We start from the raw sequence: 16,929 nt of genomic DNA on the forward strand, positions 1-16,929 counted from the left end.
ACGGTCAGCGCTTGACCGGCTCTGCGGCGGCAGCCGATGCAGCCTGTGCCGCGCTTTCACTATCGGATTCCGGGTTGCCATCCTCCTGGCTCCTTGTGGTGCCGCTGCGATTCGAAGCCCCCGAGAACAGGATGCCCCAGTTATCGAAGCGGCGGTTGAACAAAACCGACAGACCATTGATGGATCCGCCCTTGGCGATCAGCGACCAGCGGCGCGAGAACGCCCAGGTCAGCTTGACCACGTTGGAAGCCGACGTCAGGCTCTGCTCGTAACCGACCGAGAGCTTCTCGGTCACGGCCTTGCCCACGCTCACCACCTGCTGGTCATTCAGGCCGGCCGTGGACGGGCCGATGGAGAATTCGTCGAGGCCGAAATGCTGCACGACGCCCTTCCCCGCCTTGCCGCCGATCATGCCGAGCGCGGCACCACCCAGTGCCGCGCCGCCGAGCTGCTTCTGCTGGCCCGCCGCGGCGCTTTCCGCACCATAGCCGAACATCAGCCACGACAGCTTGTCTTCCTCCGGCACATTGGGCTCGGATACCAGCCGCACGCGCGGCAGCCGCACCGTGCCGGTCACCTCCACGCCGGCTTCGACTTCCTGGCCGCGGCGCATCGCGCGGATGAACATGTTCGGATTGTCGATCGGGCCGTTGAAGTTGAGGGTACCGCGTTCGATGTTCAGCTTGCGGCCGAAGGCCTCGTAAGTGCCCTCGGTCACGCGCACGGTGCCCGTGGCCTTCAGCGGCGAGAGCGGCTCGCTGCGCACCGTCATCTGCCCGGCCAGTTCGATATCTGCGCCGGCGCCGCGGAAGCGGAAGTCGTTGCCGAGATCCACCGTGACCTCGATCAGCGGGCTGAACTTGCTTGCGGGCTTGGTCTCCGGCGCCGGCGTGGCCGCCGTCTTCAGTTCGCGCTGGTCCTTGCGGCGCACCACCACGACGTCGTCGCCGAGCACCGGGGCTCCCGCCTTCGGCAAATCGAACAGGCCGCGGTCAACGCGGAACTTGCCGCGGATCACCATCTGGCGGTTTTCATTGCCGATGGTCGCGTTGCCCGACAGGATCAGCGTGCGTTCGGGGCTGGCGAACAGCTGCAGCTTGTCGGCGACGATGCTGGCCGTCAGGTTCGGATCGGCTTCGCCCAGCTTGACGTTGCCGGTGGCGGTGACCTTGCCGTCGCCGCCGTGGAACACTACCTGCTTCAGTTCCACCGTGTTCTGATCCAGCACGATGCGAACGGTACCGTCGGTCAGACGGATGCCCAGGTCATACATCGTCAGCGCAATGCTGTCGCCGTCGACCGTGCCGGCCAGCACGGGCGCGCCGACCGTGCCGGAGAGCCGCAGCGCGGCCGCGAGCTTGCCTTCGAAGGCATACTGCGGCCCGCTCAGCGCTTCCAGAGACTTCAGCCGCGGCACATCGAGCCGCACCGTGCCGCCCAGCGTCGAGGCCGGCCCTACGGTGAGCAGGCCCTGGTCCGGCACCAGTCCCGCCGAGACATCGACCGCCACCTTGCCGATGCGCTCGGCCACGGTGCCCCCGCGCAGCGTGATGCGATTGCCGGCGATGTCGGCGCGCAGCGAGGTCTCGCCGAGCCCCAGCAACGTGAAGCCACGCCCCGCATTGACCGACATATCGCCGCTGCGGCGGCGGATTTCGGCAAACCCTGCCGCGGTTTCCGCGAGTGTCAGGTTCCAGCGGCCGTCGAGCACGAGGTCCGAACGCATCGGCGGCTTCTCACCGGTCACGGTTTCGACGAGCTCCAGCACATGGCCGACCTGCATGCCATCCAGATGGCCCTGCGTGCGGATGCGGCCGTGGTCCCAATCCAGGCTGTCGACCTGCAGCACGGCGCGGTCGAGCAGCAGGCGCGTGGCGCCGAGCCGCAGCCGTTGATCGGCCACCATGAGTTGCGCCGGCGCGGCCAGCTTCACGTTGACGGTGCTGCGTTCCTCCAGCGTGCGGATGGTGCCTTGCCAGCCATCTTTCGGCCCCTTCCACGCCCCCTGGCCGGACAGCGCCAGCTGCAGCGGCCGCTGGTGCAGCGTGCCGGCAGCCTTGGCATCGAAAACGTGGCTGGCCTGGGTGCCGTTGAGCGTGGCATCGAGCGTACTCAGGCTTGCCTGCGGCCCCTTGTAGCCGCGCGCCGCGAGCTGGACCGACAACGTGCCGTCGAGCCCGCCGCGAACTTCGGCGTGGCCGCTGGCCGTCGCCACGCTGTGTGGTCCGAATTTCAGCGCCTGCGCACTGTAGTCGCCCACGATCTCGGGCCGCTTGATCGTCCCGCTCACGTCCGCGTCAAGCTTGAGCTTGCCCGCCACGCCGAATTTCAGCCGCTCCAGTTGTGGCGCGTCCACGGCGACATGCAGGCGGTCGCCGCGCGCGCCGAAGCTGCCGCGCAGGTCGACCTGGTTGCCGGCCATGCTGAGCGAGGCCTCGCTGGGCAGCAGGCGCTCGCCGGCCAGGCGGATCTTGCCCGCACCGGTCATCGGCAGGCCGGCGTACTCGCTCTCGCGCACGGTGAAATCCACCGCGGCGCGAATCTCGTTGACCAGTGTGCCGGTCGTGCTGAAGTCCGCGTTGATGCGGCCGCTGGCGACCTTGGCCAGGCGCGCCGGGTCGAACGCCGCCAGCTTGCCTTTGAACTCGAAGGCCTGCCGGTCCTTCAGGCCGAGCTTGCCGTCGGCCGTGAGCGTCCCCGCGCCCAGGGTTGCGCGCAGCGCCGACAGCGTCAGTGTTTCCTCGTCCATGCTGGCATCGGCAAAGAGCTTGAGCTCGCCGCCGCTGAGGTCCAGCGCCACGCTCTGGCGGCCGCGGTCCAGCCGAACGGCCAGCGGGCCGGACAAACTGGCTTCGTTCAGCGAGCCATGCAAGGCGGCGGGATTGAGGCCGCGCACGTCCAGGTCGAAGGCACCGCGGCCGTCCTGCAGCGAGCCACTGCCCGTGATCTCGGCCTTGCCCGCCAGGGCGATGCGCAGATCGCGCAAGGCCTGTGCCTTCTCGTTGAGCTGCACGTGGGCCTGCACGGACTGCACCGGCAGTTTGCCAGCATCGATGCGGCCCGCTTCGAGGTTGCGCACCATGATGTCGCCGGCGACGGTGAGCGGAGCCGCCGCCGGGGCAGGTGCCGCCGGGCCTGAAGCCGGAACCGATGCCGGCGCCGATGCCGGCGCCGATGCCGGCGCCGATGCCGGCGCCGGCGGCTTCGCCGGCGCACCGGTTGCGTCGACCGGCCGCAGTTCGGCGTGAACCGTCAGGTTCGCCTGCGGCGCCGACGGACTGAACAGCCGCGGGTTGATGCGCTCGCCATCGACCAGCAGGTGTGTGAACGGCACCTTGCCGTATGGCGTCACGTCGGCGCTGGCGCGCGCGCGGATGCGCTCGCCGTTGGCCTCAAGCTCGGCGCGCAACGCCTCGAGCGAACCCTGCGCGCTGGCGCTGACCGTAAAGTCCTCCTTTTGCCAGCTTGCCTCGAGCAAGGTTTGCACGTTGAGCGCAAACGGGGCCTGCGCCGCGATCTGCGCGTTGGCGGCCAGCTTGCCATAGGGTGTCTCGAGCCGGTCGACACTGAGGCGATGCCGCAGCCCGTCGGAATGCAGCGCGCCCGCCAGCCCCGTGAAGATCATCGGCTGCGCCGTTGGCGCCGGGCTGGTGCGCAGGGCCAGCCGCTCCAGCGTCAGCACGTCGATGTCGATGGCCAGCGGCAGTTCGAGCGAAGCCGGCATCTTTGCCGGCGTCGTGCTCGGGGCGGACGGCCCCAGTTGCACGTCCACTTTGCCGATACGCAGCCACGCCACATGCCAGTGTCGCGGCGACCACGCCATATTCCAGCTGCTGTCGATCCGGTCGAACGTGACGCGCGTTTCGCCGCTCGCGAACACCACGTCGCGCAGCCGCAGGCCCTGGAACAGCGTGCCGCCCTCATACTTGCCAGACAGCATCCCCGCCGATAGCCGCGTGGCCAGCGCCCACAGGTGCCGCGTGCCGGCCTCGGAGCGCAGCGCCAGCACGCCGGCGGCAGCCAGCGCCACCAGCAAGGCCAGCAGGCCCGCGGCGATCCACGCCAGCACACGCCGCCAACGCCGGCGGCGAGGCGGCGGTGCGTCAGGCGGCGGCCCGTCGTTGCCCCGGCCCGGTACGGAAGGCATGTCGGCCAGGCTCATCAGAACGCCACTCCGAGCGAGATATGCGGACGGAACTGCTTGTCCTGGATGCCGTAGCCGATGTCGAGCTGCACCGGTCCCACCGGGCTGCGCCAGCGCGCGCCGACGCCCACGCCATTGAAGATCTTCACCTCGTTGAGCGCGTCAGCGGCCGTGCCGGCGTCCCAGAACACCGCCATGCCCCAGTCGGGCTTGAACCAGTACTGGTACTCCAGCCCGGTCGTGGCCAGGTACTTGGCCGGCAGCACGCTGGAGCCGCTTGCCGTGCCGATCGACTGGTAGCTGTACCCGCGCACGGAATCGGTACCGCCGGCGCGGAAGCGCAGCGTGGCCGGGATCTTGCTGGAATCGGCGCTGGTGAGGTTGGCGCCAAGCTCCAGCCGCGCGATGAACAAGTCGCGGTTGCCCACCGGCACGTACTGGCGGATGCGCCCGTACACGCGGAAGAACGTGGCATCACTGAGCAGCCCCTTGGCCGCCACGCCGAGTTGGGTGTTGATCACGTTGCCGCGCCGGGGAAAAACGGGATTGTCCACATCGCGCCGCGTCCACGCGAAAGCCGGGACCAGTGCCTTGCTGATCTGCGCGGGCTGGTTCTGCGGCAGCAGGTTGTCATAGTAGAAGTCCAGCGACAGCGTGATGTCGTACTTCTCGCGCGAGCGCGAGCGCTTCAGGCCGGCACGCCAGCTCGTGGTGTCCGTGTTCTCGAGGTCGAGGGTGCGTTCGTAGCTGCCATACAAGCTGTTGCGGAACGTGCTCCGATCCGGCGGCATGGCGGTTTCGGCGAACAGGTAGGTGCGTTTTTGCTCGATGCTGGCCTGGGAATCGAACACCCAGGCGCGGTTGAACAGGTTGTAGTAGGAATAGCGGCCTCCGACCTGCGCGCCGGTATCGGTCGTGAAGCCGACGCTGCCGTTGAGCCGATGTTCTGGATACTCGCGCACCTTGACCTCGACCGGCGCGGTAATCACGCCCTCAGGCGGGTTGGCCGCCGGCCCGGCAGGCGGCACCAGCTCGACCTGCACGTTCGAGAAATAGGGCTGGTTCTGGATCGCGCGCTGCAGCTCGAGCAGCCGCTCCACGCGGTACGGCTCGCCTTCGTTGAGCGGATTCACGTTGTAGATGATCTGCGCGGGGTAGCGTCGCGTGCCGCTGACATGCAACGGCCCCAGCAGGTACGCCGGCCCGCTGTCATAGCGCGCCGACAGGTCCGCGCGCAGTTCGTCGGGCTCGATCAGCGCCCGGGACTGGGCCAGCCGCGCCCCGTAGTAGCTCCGGCTCTGCAGCGCCACCAGCGCATCTTCCTTGGCCTTGTCCCAGGCTTCCTGCCGGAACGGCTCCCCGGCGGGCAAGCCCCACTTTTTCTGCACCTCGGCCACCTGTTCGGGAGAACGCGTGGCCGCCGGCCCATCCACCTTGATATCGACGTTGCGAATGAGCGTGCGCGCGCCGGGGTCGACCATCACGTGCACCACGCGCTTGTCGCCCTCGCCCTCCAGTCGCGTGGTGGTGACGGGATCGAAATATCCCTCGGTGGAAGCGAATTGCCGCACCTGGTCGCCCACGGTTTCGACCATATAGTCGAACTGGTCGTGAGACAGGTCGGTGCGGTCCTTGTAGCGGGACAGGTCGAGGTGGTTTTCCAGGATCTCGCGCAAAGGCTTGGGTGCCTCTACCTCGACCTCGTAGGCGGCCTGCGCCGGCAGCAGCCACGCCGCCAGCGCAGGCAGGAGCAGCGCGCGCAGGCGCGCGTGCCTCCGGCGCCGCGCATCCGGCCCGATACTCCAGTCTGGGGTGGCCGCCACGCGGGCCGGTTCGGTCCTCATTCGCTGGTGTTGCTCCGACGGGCGGAATGGCGCGTGCGCGCGGCACGCAATGTCGGTATTTGACCACACCCCCGCCCGTGCCCGAAACCACATACCGCCATAAGCATGCCGGCCGCCAAGCCCTGGCGGCATTCCGGCACCGTGGAACGGACCGTGGCAGGGACCGAATACTGTAAAATCCTGCCGCACCGTACCTTCTGCCGCCTCGCGGCGCATTACCAGAATCCCACCATGGCCATGTACGAATCGGAAATCACGCAGTTCCTGAAATCGCTGAAGCAGGAACGTCCCGCCCTCGAAACCGAGCAGCGCGAAGGCCGCGCCCTGCTGTGGGACAAGGAACCGATCGACCTCGACGAGCGCACCCGCGCCCAGGCTTCGCGTGTGGCGCAAAAGCCCTACGTCTACTCGTTGGACAACTGATTCGCTCTGAAGTGGCGGATAACGCACGCCATCCATGAACCCGAGCGATCAGGACAAGCTGCCGCTTGCCGTGGAACTGCATGCCGCGCCGCCGGCGCAGCCGGGCGGCCCGGCCGATGTGGTTGACGGCATGGCGTTCGCGCGCCTGTATGGCGAACCGCTGTTCAAGCTGCCGCAGGACCTCTACATCCCGCCCGACGCACTCGAGATCTTCCTGGAGGCGTTCGAGGGCCCGCTGGACCTGCTGCTGTACCTGATCCGCAAGCAGAACTTCAACGTCCTGGACATCCCGATGTCGCAGGTCACCCGGCAGTACCTCTCGTACATCGAGCAGATCCGCAAGACCAATCTGGAGCTGGCGGCCGAGTACCTGCTGATGGCGGCGATGCTCATCGAGATCAAGTCGCGCATGCTGCTGCCGGTCAAGAAGGCCGACAGCGACGAGGATGCCGAGGATCCGCGCGCCGAGCTGGTGCGCCGCCTGCTCGAATACGAGCAGATGAAGCTGGCCGCGCAGCGCCTGGACACCGTGCCGCAGCTGGGCCGCGACTTCCTGCGCTCGCAGGTTTATATCGAGCAAAGCCTGGCGCCGCGTTTCCCGGACGTGGAAACGATCGACCTGCAGGCAGCGTGGGCCGACGTGCTCAAGCGGGCCAAGCTCAACCAGCACCACAAGATCTCGCGTGAAGAACTGTCGGTGCGCGAGCATATGAGCCAGATCCTGCGCCGGCTGCAGCACGCGCGCTTCATGGAATTCACCGAGCTGTTCGACGACGCCATCCGCTCCGGCAAGGGCGTGCCCGTGGTGGTCGTGAACTTCATCGCCATGCTGGAGCTGTCGCGCGAATCGCTGGTGGAGATCACGCAGGCCGAGCCGTTCGCGCCAATTTATGTGCGATTGGCGTACACCCCGACCTGACCTCCCCGCCGCGCCGAGCCCGCCGCGCAGCCACATGTTCTACAATCCGCCGACAACCCTTGAAGAGGCCGCACAAGGCCCGGCAGGGCATGTCGGCGCGCCCGCCAGAAGGCGCCAGGGTCACCCATACCACGACAGCACACCAAGTTCATGAAAGTCATTTCCTCCATCCAAGAGCTGCGTGACCAGTTGCGCGGGCAAAACCGTGTCGCGTTCGTCCCGACCATGGGCAACCTGCACGAAGGCCACCTGTCGCTGATGCGCCTGGCACGCCAGCATGGGGACCCGGTGGTGGCCTCGATCTTCGTCAACCGCCTGCAATTCGGCCCGAATGAGGATTTCGACAAGTATCCGCGCACCTTGCAGGACGACATCGAGAAGCTGCAAAGCGAAGGGGTGTATGTGCTGTTCGCCCCGACCGAGCGCGATATGTACCCGGAGCCGCAGGAGTACCGCATCGATCCTCCGCACGACCTTGGCGATATCCTCGAAGGCGAGTTCCGTCCGGGCTTCTTCAAGGGCGTCTGCACCGTGGTGATGAAGCTGTTCACGTGCGCGCAGCCGCGCGTGGCGGTATTCGGCAAGAAGGACTACCAGCAGTTGATGATTGTGCGCCGCATGGTCCAGCAGTTCGCGCTGCCGATCGAGATCGTGCCAGCGGAAACCGTGCGTTCCGACGACGGCCTGGCGCTGTCGTCGCGCAACCGCTATCTGAGCGAAGCCGAGCGCGCCGAGGCGCCCATGCTCTACCGCACGCTGCACGATGTGCGCGACACCGTGCTGGGCAGCGACCGCGCGGCCACGCAACTGCAGACCGTCGAGGCCAACGCGTGCGCCGCACTGGCCCAGCGCGGCTGGAAGCCGGACTACGTGGCCATCCGCAAGCGCAGCAACCTGCAGGCGCCGACGCGCGAGGAATTCGCCGCCGGTGAACCGCTGGTGGTGCTGACGGCGGCTAAGCTGGGGGCTACGCGGCTGATCGACAATCTGGAGATTTGAGGGGCGAATTTGGGGTGATGGGTTGTCGTGCTTGGCATGCGCCGCTGTTTCGCCGGCGTCGCCGGCGGGGGGCTTGTGGTGATGATTGGGGCGCCTGCCAAGCACGACAACCCCACCATCCCCCCAAACCCCTCACACTTCAAGCCCACGCATCCCCCCGCCCCGCTGGCTCGCCTTAACCACATGGCGCCGGTGCCCGCGCCGGCGCTTCCACCAGATCAGCACGCCCGTGATGGCAAACATCAGCGGCGCCAGCCCGAATACGGTGATGAACACCCTGCCCGGCACGCCGAAGGCCTCGCCGGTATGCAGCGGGAACAGCCAGTTCAGGAAGGTGTCGCCCGCCGGCGCATCAGCGGGATCGCGCACGCCGAGCCGCCGGCCGGTATAGGCATCTAGCCACAGGCGCGTGGCGCCGCTGTCCTTGCGCACCTCGCCCGGCTGGCGCAGGCGCACCTCATAGGCATCGCCCGCCTTGCGCGGGAAGCTGATACGGGTCACGGCGGCATCCGGGTATTCGGCCTGCGCGGCCGCCATCATCCGCGCCGCGCCCAGCGGCCGCGCGCCGGGCTCGACCGGCGCCGACACGTGCCTCGCCGGCGGCGTCACGGTCATCACGCTGGACACGATCGGCGTGACCCATTTCGGCAGGTTCAGATACCAGCCCGAGAAGGCGATGATCGCCAGCACCGGCGCGGCAAAAATGCCGCCCGCGCGATGCAGCGTATAGGTGAAGCGCGACCACGATCCCCCATGCGTGATGCGGAACGCCTGCAGCACCGAACGCGGCCGCAGCTTCGGCCACCATGCCACGATGCCGAGCAGCACGGTGATCAGCAGCATCATGCCACCCACGCCGGTGATGGTCTTGCCGGTCTCGCCGCTGAGCAGGTATCGATGCAGGTGGAACAGCGTCGGCAGCAGTTGCCGGCGCGACAGGCCGGGCTCGCCCCACACGCGCTCGCCCTTCACCTCGAACGTGACCGGGTCGATCATCACCTGGCGCGAACGCCCTGGCACGGCGCCATCGGGCACCTTGATCGGGTACCAGGCGACAAAGACGCCATGTTCGTCGACCGGCAGCATCAGCAGGTTGGGCTTGCCGTAGCCGGGACCGGACAGGCGCTCGGTGACCGCCTGCACGGTATCGGGCGACACCGGCATCGACACCGGCGCCGATGCCACCAGCAGCTCGGGGTTCAGCCACGCGTCGAGCTCGTCGCGCCACGCAATGGTGGTGCCGGTGAGCCCCATCAGGACGAACAACAGGCCGAAAACCAGGCCGATATACAGGTGCAGCTTGACGATGACGACGCGAAGGCGGCCAGTGACCATGGGCGACAGAAGGGAATGCGAAGGCCGGCGGAAATGGCGCACGATGCATGCCACGGGCCAAGCAATGCAAATGGGAAAGATTCGCAATTCTAACAGGAGGCGGGATGCCGACAGGTGGCCGCGTGCCGATGCGGCAGAATGAGGCCCCACCCCGCCACTGACCGCCACGATCCATGCCTGTCGCCCTGACGCCCGCCACCTGCGCCGACGCCAACCTGGTGGCGGCCCTGCACGCTGAAAGCTGGCGCCGCACTTACGCCGGCTTGCTGCCGCAAGAATACCTGGCACATACCGCACCGGCCGAGCGCCGTGCGGCCTGGCATGCGCGCTTGTGCAATGGCGCCGAAGCGCCACTCGAAGTGACGCTGGCCCGTGTCGATGGCGAGCCCGCTGGCTTCGCGTGCCTGATGCCCAATGCGGAACCTTCCCATGGCATCTACCTGGACAATCTGCACGTGCTGCCGGCCTTCCACGGGCATGGGCTAGGCAAGCGCCTGCTGGCCCACTGCGCGGCGCGCGTGGCCACAGGCTGGCCGGGCCGCCCGTTGTTCCTGTATGTGCTCGACGCCAACGACCAGGCGCGCGAGTTCTACCGCAGACTGGACAGCCACGAATCCGAAAGCTTCGAGGACCCGTTTCCCGGTACGGACATCATCGTGGCGGTCCGGCGGGTGACCTGGAACGACGTCCCGGCGCTGCTCGCACGGCTGCAGCCGACAACCCGTTAGCGGCACAGCGGCGCGAACATGGCGCGCAGGTCGAGATGGCTGGCGACGCTGTCGGCCAGCCGCTCGATCGAAGCCTCGCGCAGGGCCGCCATGTCGATCCCTTGCGCCCCGTCCAGCCCGGCCCAGCGCAGCAGCGCCTGACAGGCCGCCGGCTCGTCGAACAGGCCGTGCACGTAGGTCGCCAGCACCTGGCCGTCTTCGGAACAGGCACCATCGGGGCGTGCGGTGCCATCGCCCGCTTCCAGCCATAGCGCCGGGCTGTCGAGCGCCGCACCGGCGCTGACGCCCATGTGGATTTCGTAGCCGGCGACCGCCGCATCGGCGCCTGCCAGCCGGCCGCTGACGCGGCGAAGCTGCTTGTGCGGCGCAAGCGTGGTCTCATAGTCGAGCCAGCCGAAGCCGGCGCTGCTGCCCGCCGGCCCTTCATGCCCGGCGGGATCGTGGATCTGCCGGCCCAGCATCTGCATGCCGCCGCAGATGCCGATCACCTTGCCGCCATAACGCAGGTGCCGCTGCAGCGCCGGCTCCCAGCCATTGGCACGCAGGAAGTCCAGGTCGGCGCGCACGCTCTTGCTGCCGGGCAGGATCACGAGGTCCGCCGGCGGCACCGGCATGCCGGGCCCGATAAAGCGCAGGTCCACCTGCGGGTGGGCGCGCAGCGCGTCAAAATCGGTATGGTTCGAGATGCGCGGCAGCACCGGCACGATCACGCGCAGCAGCGTGTCCGCCGCGCCGAGCTTGGCCGACTGCGTGCCGATGATGGCGTCTTCCGCATCGAGATGCAGGCCGTGCAAGTAGGGCAGCACGCCGAATACCGGCTTGCCGGTGCGCGCCTCCAGCCAGTCCAGCCCTGGCTCCAGCAGGCGGATATCGCCGCGGAAGCGGTTGACGATGAAGCCGGTGACGCGCGCGCGCTCGCTGTCCGACAGGCAATCCAGCGTGCCCACGAGGTGCGCGAAGACACCGCCGCGGTCGATGTCGGCCACCAGCACGACCGGGCAATCGACGCGCTCGGCAAAACCCATGTTGGCGATGTCGCGGTCGCGCAGGTTGATTTCGGCGGGGCTGCCGGCGCCCTCCACCACGACCACGTCATAGGCCTGCGCCAGCCGCGTGTGCGAGGCCAGCACCGCCTTCATGGCCTCGGGCTTGTAGGCGTGATAGGCGCGCGCGTCGAGGTCGAGCCGGGCCTGGCCGTGGATGATGATCTGCGCGCCGGTGTCGCTGCTGGGCTTGAGCAGCACCGGGTTCATGTCGGTATGCGGCGCCAGCCCGGCGGCCAGCGCCTGCAGCGCCTGGGCGCGGCCGATCTCGCCGCCGTCGGCCGTCACGGCGCTGTTCAGCGCCATGTTCTGCGGCTTGAATGGCACCACGCGCGTGCCGGCGCGGGCCAGCACGCGGCACAGGCCCGCGACGATCGTGCTCTTGCCGGCGTCGGAAGTCGTGCCCTGGACCATCAGCGTGCCGCGCAAGGTACCCATGTCGCCGTTGTCCCTAGTTTCAGAAGCATCACATTGCATAGCGGCCGATTATCTCATCCGTCCGTGCGACGACCGGATGCGACCGCTACAATACCCGGATGGAAACACCGGCCACCGATACCGCGTCCGCCACGGCCGCCGAGCCCCGCCGAGCCGCGAACGGCCATGGCCCGCGCCAGCTCACGCTGGTGCTCGGCGGCGCACGCTCGGGCAAGAGCCATTACGCCGAGCAGCTGGCGACCGACCACGCCACCATCAAGGGCGGGCCGGTCACCTACGTTGCCACTGCGCGCCAGGACCCGGACCAGACCGACGAAGAGCTGGAGCTGCGCATCGCACTGCACCGCGCACGCCGGCCGGCCGACTGGCAGCTGGTTGAAGAACCGATCCGCCTGGCCGATACGCTTTACGCGCATGCACGCCATGACGGCTGCATCCTGGTGGATTGCGTCACGCTGTGGCTCAACAACCTGCTGTTCCCGAAAGACCGCGCGTATCCCGAGCATGGCGTGATCACGCCGCCGGACGTCTTCACCGAAGAAATCGAAGCGCTGCTCAACGCCCTGCCCACGCTGCCCGGCCACGTGATCCTGGTATCGAACGAGATCGGCTTCGGCGTGGTGCCGATGGGCGCGATCACCCGTTTCTATGTCGATGAACTCGGCCGCCTGAACCAGAAGCTGGCTGCGGCCGCCGATTGCGTGCGGCTGCTGGTCGCCGGCATTCCTGTTCCCGTCAAAGGCCCTGACCCGGCATGATCACGTTGTCCTGGCCAGCTTGCGCGGCCGCGGCGCTGGCGGGCGTGCTGCTGGACCAGTGGCTGGGCGAGCCCAGGCGCTGGCATCCGCTGGCCGGCTTCGGCCGTCTCGCCAATGCGCTGGAACACCGCTTCAATCGATCTCCACAGACCACGCCCGCCTGGCGCCAGCGAATCGCGGGCATTGCTGCGTGGTCGTTGATGGTGCTGGTGCCGGCGGCGCTGGTCTCGCTGCTGGCCGACGCTGCAACCGGGTGGCATCCGTGGCTCGGCTGGATGGTGCACGTCGTCGCGCTCTACGCGGCGCTGGGCGCGCGCAGCCTGTACCAGCACATCGCGCCGATCGCCGAGGCGCTGGCACGTGCCGACCTTGGCGCGGCACGCGCACTGACCGCTCGCGTCGTGTCACGCGACACGGCCGATGCCGACAGTGAAGCGCTGGCGCGCGCCGCATGCGAATCGGCGCTGGAGAATGGCAACGACGCGATCTTCGGCGCGCTGTTCTGGTTCCTCGTGGGCGGCGCGCCCGCGGTGATCGCGTTCCGGCTGGCAAATACACTCGATGCGATGTGGGGCTACCGCACGCCGCGCCTGCGGTATTTCGGCTGGGCTGCCGCGCGGCTTGACGATGTTCTCAACCTCGCGCCCGCGCGGCTGACGGCGCTGTCCTATGCGCTGCTCGGCACCACCGCGCAAGCCCTGCGGTGCTGGCGGACGCAGGCGCCGGCCTGGTCCAGCCCCAACGCGGGCCCGGTAATGGCCGCCGGCGCCGGTGCGATAGGCGTGGCGCTGGGCGGTCCGGCCCGCTACCACGGTGAACTCGAGGCACGTCCGCCCCTGGGCACCGGCGCCCGGCCTGACGCCGGCCATGTGCTGGCCTGCCTGCGGCTGGTGCGGCGCACGTTGTGGCTATGGCTCGCGCTGGCCCTGGCGAGCGCAGCGGCCCTGTACGCGTTTCCCGCCCTGCTATCCCGATGAGACCCGCACTGGCTCCCATCCGCCACGGCGGCGACCTGCAGGCAGCCGTGCGCCGCTACGGACGGCCCGCCGCCGGATGGCTGGACCTGTCCACCGGCATCAATCCGTCGGGCTATCCGGTTCCCCCGATTCCGGCCGAGGCCTGGCAGCGCCTGCCCGAGGACGACGACGGTCTCGCGGACATCGCCGCACGCGCGTTCGGCGCTCGGCAGGCGCTGCCGGTCGCCGGCTCACAGGCCGCAATCCGCACGTTGCCGCAACAGCTCGCGCGCGGACGCGTCGGCGTGGCCGCGCTCGGATACAGCGAGTACGCCCCTGCGTTCGCCGCTGCCGGCCATGAAGTCGTGCTGCTCGGCGAAGCGGATTTTGCGCAGCCTTCGCTGGCTGATGGCCTGGACCACCTGGTCGTGGTCAATCCGAACAATCCGACCGGCCGCCTGCTCCCAGCAAAAACGCTGCTGGGCTGGCACGCGACCCTCGCCCGGCGCACCGGCACCCTGGTCGTCGACGAAGCCTTCATCGACTGCACGCCGGGACACTCCATCGCGGCTCACAGCGGCGCACCAGGCCTCGTAGTGCTGCGCTCGCTTGGCAAGTTCTACGGGCTCGCCGGCGTCCGCTGCGGCTTCGTACTCGGCGAGCGCGCGCTGCTCGATGCGCTGCATGAGCGCCTGGGCCACTGGACCGTATCGGGCCCGGCGCGCGTGATCGCCCGCGCGGCGCTGGCCGATGCCGGCTGGCAGGCTGCCAACCGTGACAGGCTGGCCGCATGGGGCGAGCGCCTGTCGGCACTGCTGCATCGCTACGGCCTGCAGGCAGTGATGCAACCGCTGTTCTGCTGGGTGCCCCATGAAGAGGCGGCCCGACTGCACGATGCGCTGGCCCTGCATGGCGTCTGGACCCGCCGCTTCGATGCCGCCGGCGACTGCCCGCCGGGCCTGCGCCTTGGCCTGCCGCCCGACACACAGCACGCATGGCAGCACCTGGAAGCCGCGCTGGCTGCCGTGATGCGCCGCTGAATGCCACCACTGCGAACCCGCTCATCCAGCCGATGTCCGATCGTACTGCCCTCATACGCCACCTTGCTGCCGCTGCATGGCTCTGCGCTGCCGCGCCGGCCATGGCCGCCATTTCCGTCGTCGACGACGCCGGCCAGACTGTCACGCTCGCCCAGCCCGCCCGGCGCGTGGTGTCGCTGGCCCCGCACGTGACCGAGCTGATCTACGCCGCGGGCGGCGGCGAGCGCATCGTCGGCACCGTCAGCTACAGCGACTACCCACCGCAGGCGCGTGATATTCCGCGCGTCGGCGACAACAAGGCGCTGGACCTCGAACGCATTGCCGCGCTCAAGCCGGACCTGATCGTGGTGTGGCGCCACGGCAATGCGCAGAAGCAGACCGACCGCCTGCGCGCACTTGGGCTGCCGCTGTTCTACAGCGAGCCGCGCCGGCTCGATGCGATTCCCGAGAACCTGGAAAAGCTCGGCACATTGCTGGGCACCGAAGCCGTGGCCCGCCGTGCCGCGGACGATTTCCGCCAGCGCGTGGCGACGCTGCGCAAGACCTACGCGGGCAAGCCGCCCGTCACGGTGTTCTACCAGGTCTGGCAGCAGCCGCTGATGACGCTCAATGGCCAGCACCTGGTCAGCGACCTGCTTGCGCTGTGCGGCGGCCGCAACCTGTTTGCCGCTGAATCGCCATTGGTGCCCACCGTGTCGGTGGAGGCTGTGGTGGCCGGCAATCCGGAAGTCATGCTGACCGCAGGCGCGGGCGCCACGCAATCGGACCGGCCGCTGGCGGATTTTGCGATGTGGGAGAAATGGAAGCAGGTCACGGCGGTGGCACGCGGCAATCTGTTCACGATCAACGGCGACCTCGTCAACCGCGCCGGCCCGCGCGTGGTGCAGGGCGCCGAGCAGATCTGCAAGGACCTCGACACGGCGCGCAGCCGCCGGCCCGCGCGCTGATCAACCCGCGCTGCGGTTCCACCACGCGAGCTGCGGCATGCCGTGGCCGAGACGGAACCGGCAGCTCGCGCCAAAGCCCAGCTCCCAACCCAGCGTCGTCGCCAGCGGCAGGCCGAGCCAGTGGGCGGCCAGCATGCGCATGGGTCCCGCGTGGCCGATTACCCACAGACAGGCGTCGGGCGAAGCCGGCTGAGCCAGCGACTCTGCCCAGCCGGACACACGCGCCATGACCTGCGCCGCGGTCTCGCCGCCGTGCGGGCAGGCATCGAGCAGGTCCTGTGCGAGCGCGTCGAGCTCGCCACGCGCGATGTCGTCCCATGCGCGCCCTTCCCACGCGCCGAAGTCGATCTCGGCAAGGCGCGGCTCGAACTCGGGCTCCAGCGTGTGCGCGGGCAAGGCCTGCAGCAGCAGCCGGGCCGTGTCCGCGGCGCGCCGCAGTGGGCTCGTCAGCACGCGATGCGGTGTCGGCAGCGCCGCAACGATGGCCGCTGGCGCCGGCGCAACCGGCGCGGCCAGGCACAGGTCCAGGCGGCCGTAGCAGATACCGGGGCCGATATCGGGCCGCGCGTGGCGGATCAGGACCACGTCCATGCCGCGGCCACCAGGTAGATCAGCAGTTCGGCCAGTTGCTGGGCCATGCCGAGACAGTCGCCCGTATAGCCGCCGATGCGGCGCACGAAATAGCGGCCCAGCAATATGCGCAGGATCGCCAGCGCGGCCAGCGTCACGCCAGCAAAGGCCGGCGACACGAGCACCAGCGGCGCGGCCCCGCACAGCAGCGCAAAGGCCAGCCCCGTCGCCCCAGGCCGCTGCGCCACGGGCCTGGCCTTGCCTTCGTCGCGCACATAGTCCAGCGTGGCCAGGTAGCTCACGGCCATGGCGCGGCTGGCGCCATGCGCGGCGACCAGCACCAGCAGCAACTCGGCCAACCCGCTGCGCGCGCCGATCGCCACAAGCAATTGCCATTTGAGCAGCAGCGCCACGACCAGCGCGATGGCGCCGAAGGCGCCGATGCGCGAATCGTGCATGATGCGCAGCACGTCCTCGCGCCGCCACGCACCGCCAAACGCATCCACGCAATCGGCCAGCCCGTCTTCATGGAAGGCGCCTGTCAGCAGCAAGGTGGCCGCCATGCCCAGCAGCACCGCCACGCCGGGTGGCCACCACTGCAGCGCGCCCCACGTGGCCAACGCGGCCACGGCACCGACCAGCAGGCCGACGAACGGAAAGTAACGCGCGGCCGCATTCAGGTAACGCGGCTCATAGCCGACCCAGCGCGCCAGCGGCGGCGGTAGCGGCAGCCGGGTGAAGTAGCCCAGCGCGGTCAGGAAGAAGCGCAGTTCGTCGGCCATGCG

Annotated in this window: 14 protein-coding genes; 8 read left to right on the forward strand and 6 right to left on the reverse strand. The window is 68.8% G+C overall.

Features of this window, described 5'->3' with window-relative positions:
- Positions 1-4: 4 nt before the first annotated feature.
- Both CupriaWKF_RS13125 and CupriaWKF_RS13130 read right to left on the reverse strand, forming a co-directional pair.
- Positions 5-4,162 (reverse strand): translocation/assembly module TamB domain-containing protein, encoded by a 4,158-nt coding sequence (locus tag CupriaWKF_RS13125; protein ID WP_276098293.1) that lies wholly within the window; start codon positions 4,160-4,162, stop codon positions 5-7.
- Positions 4,162-5,988 (reverse strand): autotransporter assembly complex family protein, encoded by a 1,827-nt coding sequence (locus CupriaWKF_RS13130; RefSeq protein ID WP_276098294.1) that lies wholly within the window; start codon positions 5,986-5,988, stop codon positions 4,162-4,164. Before CupriaWKF_RS13130 ends, CupriaWKF_RS13125 begins: the two co-directional genes overlap by 1 nt.
- 231 nt (positions 5,989-6,219) lie before the next feature.
- Between CupriaWKF_RS13130 and CupriaWKF_RS13135 the strand changes: the two genes are divergently transcribed.
- The 3 genes from CupriaWKF_RS13135 to panC all read left to right on the forward strand — a co-directional run bounded on the left by CupriaWKF_RS13135 (position 6,220) and on the right by panC (position 8,329).
- Complete coding sequence (locus CupriaWKF_RS13135) at positions 6,220-6,411, forward strand: DUF3460 family protein (protein WP_276100802.1); 192 nt, start codon at positions 6,220-6,222, stop codon at positions 6,409-6,411.
- Positions 6,412-6,445: 34 nt separating this feature from the next.
- Positions 6,446-7,330, forward strand: a complete 885-nt coding sequence (locus CupriaWKF_RS13140; protein WP_276098295.1) for a ScpA family protein — start codon at positions 6,446-6,448, stop codon at positions 7,328-7,330.
- A gap of 150 nt (positions 7,331-7,480) precedes the next feature.
- Positions 7,481-8,329, forward strand: coding sequence for a pantoate--beta-alanine ligase (gene panC / locus CupriaWKF_RS13145; protein ID WP_276098296.1), 849 nt, complete (start codon positions 7,481-7,483; stop codon positions 8,327-8,329).
- A gap of 132 nt (positions 8,330-8,461) precedes the next feature.
- On the opposite strand, the gene CupriaWKF_RS13150 is transcribed toward panC, so the two are convergent.
- Positions 8,462-9,664, reverse strand: coding sequence for a PepSY-associated TM helix domain-containing protein (locus CupriaWKF_RS13150; protein WP_276098297.1), 1,203 nt, complete (start codon positions 9,662-9,664; stop codon positions 8,462-8,464).
- Between the two features lie 173 nt (positions 9,665-9,837).
- Here CupriaWKF_RS13150 and CupriaWKF_RS13155 point away from each other — a divergent pair, with 173 nt between their 5' ends.
- Positions 9,838-10,392, forward strand: a complete 555-nt coding sequence (locus CupriaWKF_RS13155) for a GNAT family N-acetyltransferase (protein WP_276098298.1) — start codon at positions 9,838-9,840, stop codon at positions 10,390-10,392.
- Here the strand turns inward: CupriaWKF_RS13155 and CupriaWKF_RS13160 are convergent.
- A complete protein-coding gene (locus CupriaWKF_RS13160; protein WP_276100803.1) occupies positions 10,389-11,849 on the reverse strand; it encodes a cobyric acid synthase in 1,461 nt (486 codons plus the stop codon). The two genes, CupriaWKF_RS13155 and CupriaWKF_RS13160, sit on opposite strands and share 4 nt — an antisense overlap.
- A gap of 122 nt (positions 11,850-11,971) precedes the next feature.
- Between CupriaWKF_RS13160 and cobU the strand changes: the two genes are divergently transcribed.
- From cobU to CupriaWKF_RS13180, 4 genes are read left to right on the forward strand one after another with little or no spacing between them, the layout of a single operon-like run.
- Positions 11,972-12,631 carry a bifunctional adenosylcobinamide kinase/adenosylcobinamide-phosphate guanylyltransferase gene (gene cobU / locus CupriaWKF_RS13165; RefSeq protein WP_276098299.1) on the forward strand — a complete coding sequence of 220 codons (660 nt, stop codon included), beginning with the start codon at positions 11,972-11,974 and terminating at the stop codon, positions 12,629-12,631.
- Positions 12,628-13,608 carry an adenosylcobinamide-phosphate synthase CbiB gene (gene cbiB / locus CupriaWKF_RS13170; protein WP_276098300.1) on the forward strand — a complete coding sequence of 327 codons (981 nt, stop codon included), beginning with the start codon at positions 12,628-12,630 and terminating at the stop codon, positions 13,606-13,608. Before cobU ends, cbiB begins: the two co-directional genes overlap by 4 nt.
- On the forward strand, positions 13,605-14,627 hold the full coding sequence (gene cobD / locus CupriaWKF_RS13175) for a threonine-phosphate decarboxylase CobD (RefSeq protein ID WP_276098301.1): 1,023 nt from the start codon (positions 13,605-13,607) through the stop codon (positions 14,625-14,627). The genes cbiB and cobD overlap by 4 nt, the downstream gene beginning before the upstream one ends.
- A 32-nt stretch (positions 14,628-14,659) precedes the next feature.
- Entirely contained in the window at positions 14,660-15,574 is a 915-nt protein-coding gene (locus CupriaWKF_RS13180; protein WP_276098302.1) for a cobalamin-binding protein, read from the forward strand.
- Here the strand turns inward: CupriaWKF_RS13180 and CupriaWKF_RS13185 are convergent, their stop codons facing one another.
- Complete coding sequence (locus tag CupriaWKF_RS13185) at positions 15,575-16,165, reverse strand: histidine phosphatase family protein (protein WP_276098303.1); 591 nt, start codon at positions 16,163-16,165, stop codon at positions 15,575-15,577.
- Positions 16,150-16,926, reverse strand: coding sequence for an adenosylcobinamide-GDP ribazoletransferase (locus CupriaWKF_RS13190; protein WP_276098304.1), 777 nt, complete (start codon positions 16,924-16,926; stop codon positions 16,150-16,152). Before CupriaWKF_RS13190 ends, CupriaWKF_RS13185 begins: the two co-directional genes overlap by 16 nt.
- Positions 16,927-16,929 lie beyond the last annotated feature (3 nt).

This window comes from Cupriavidus sp. WKF15 (genome assembly GCF_029278605.1).
Classification (GTDB): domain Bacteria; phylum Pseudomonadota; class Gammaproteobacteria; order Burkholderiales; family Burkholderiaceae; genus Cupriavidus.

Bases quoted from the DNA above. Each gene is read 5' to 3' on its own strand.
- CupriaWKF_RS13125 (WP_276098293.1), bottom strand. From the start codon at position 4,162: ATGAGCCTGGCCGACATGCCTTCCGTACCGGGCCGGGGCAACGACGGG.
- CupriaWKF_RS13130 (WP_276098294.1), bottom strand. From the start codon at position 5,988: ATGAGGACCGAACCGGCCCGCGTGGCGGCCACCCCAGACTGGAGTATC.
- CupriaWKF_RS13135 (WP_276100802.1), top strand. From the start codon at position 6,220: ATGGCCATGTACGAATCGGAAATCACGCAGTTCCTGAAATCGCTGAAG.
- CupriaWKF_RS13140 (WP_276098295.1), top strand. From the start codon at position 6,446: ATGAACCCGAGCGATCAGGACAAGCTGCCGCTTGCCGTGGAACTGCAT.
- panC (WP_276098296.1), top strand. From the start codon at position 7,481: ATGAAAGTCATTTCCTCCATCCAAGAGCTGCGTGACCAGTTGCGCGGG.
- CupriaWKF_RS13150 (WP_276098297.1), bottom strand. From the start codon at position 9,664: ATGGTCACTGGCCGCCTTCGCGTCGTCATCGTCAAGCTGCACCTGTAT.
- CupriaWKF_RS13155 (WP_276098298.1), top strand. From the start codon at position 9,838: ATGCCTGTCGCCCTGACGCCCGCCACCTGCGCCGACGCCAACCTGGTG.
- CupriaWKF_RS13160 (WP_276100803.1), bottom strand. From the start codon at position 11,849: ATGGTCCAGGGCACGACTTCCGACGCCGGCAAGAGCACGATCGTCGCG.
- cobU (WP_276098299.1), top strand. From the start codon at position 11,972: ATGGAAACACCGGCCACCGATACCGCGTCCGCCACGGCCGCCGAGCCC.
- cbiB (WP_276098300.1), top strand. From the start codon at position 12,628: ATGATCACGTTGTCCTGGCCAGCTTGCGCGGCCGCGGCGCTGGCGGGC.
- cobD (WP_276098301.1), top strand. From the start codon at position 13,605: ATGAGACCCGCACTGGCTCCCATCCGCCACGGCGGCGACCTGCAGGCA.
- CupriaWKF_RS13180 (WP_276098302.1), top strand. From the start codon at position 14,660: ATGTCCGATCGTACTGCCCTCATACGCCACCTTGCTGCCGCTGCATGG.
- CupriaWKF_RS13185 (WP_276098303.1), bottom strand. From the start codon at position 16,165: ATGGACGTGGTCCTGATCCGCCACGCGCGGCCCGATATCGGCCCCGGT.
- CupriaWKF_RS13190 (WP_276098304.1), bottom strand. From the start codon at position 16,926: ATGGCCGACGAACTGCGCTTCTTCCTGACCGCGCTGGGCTACTTCACC.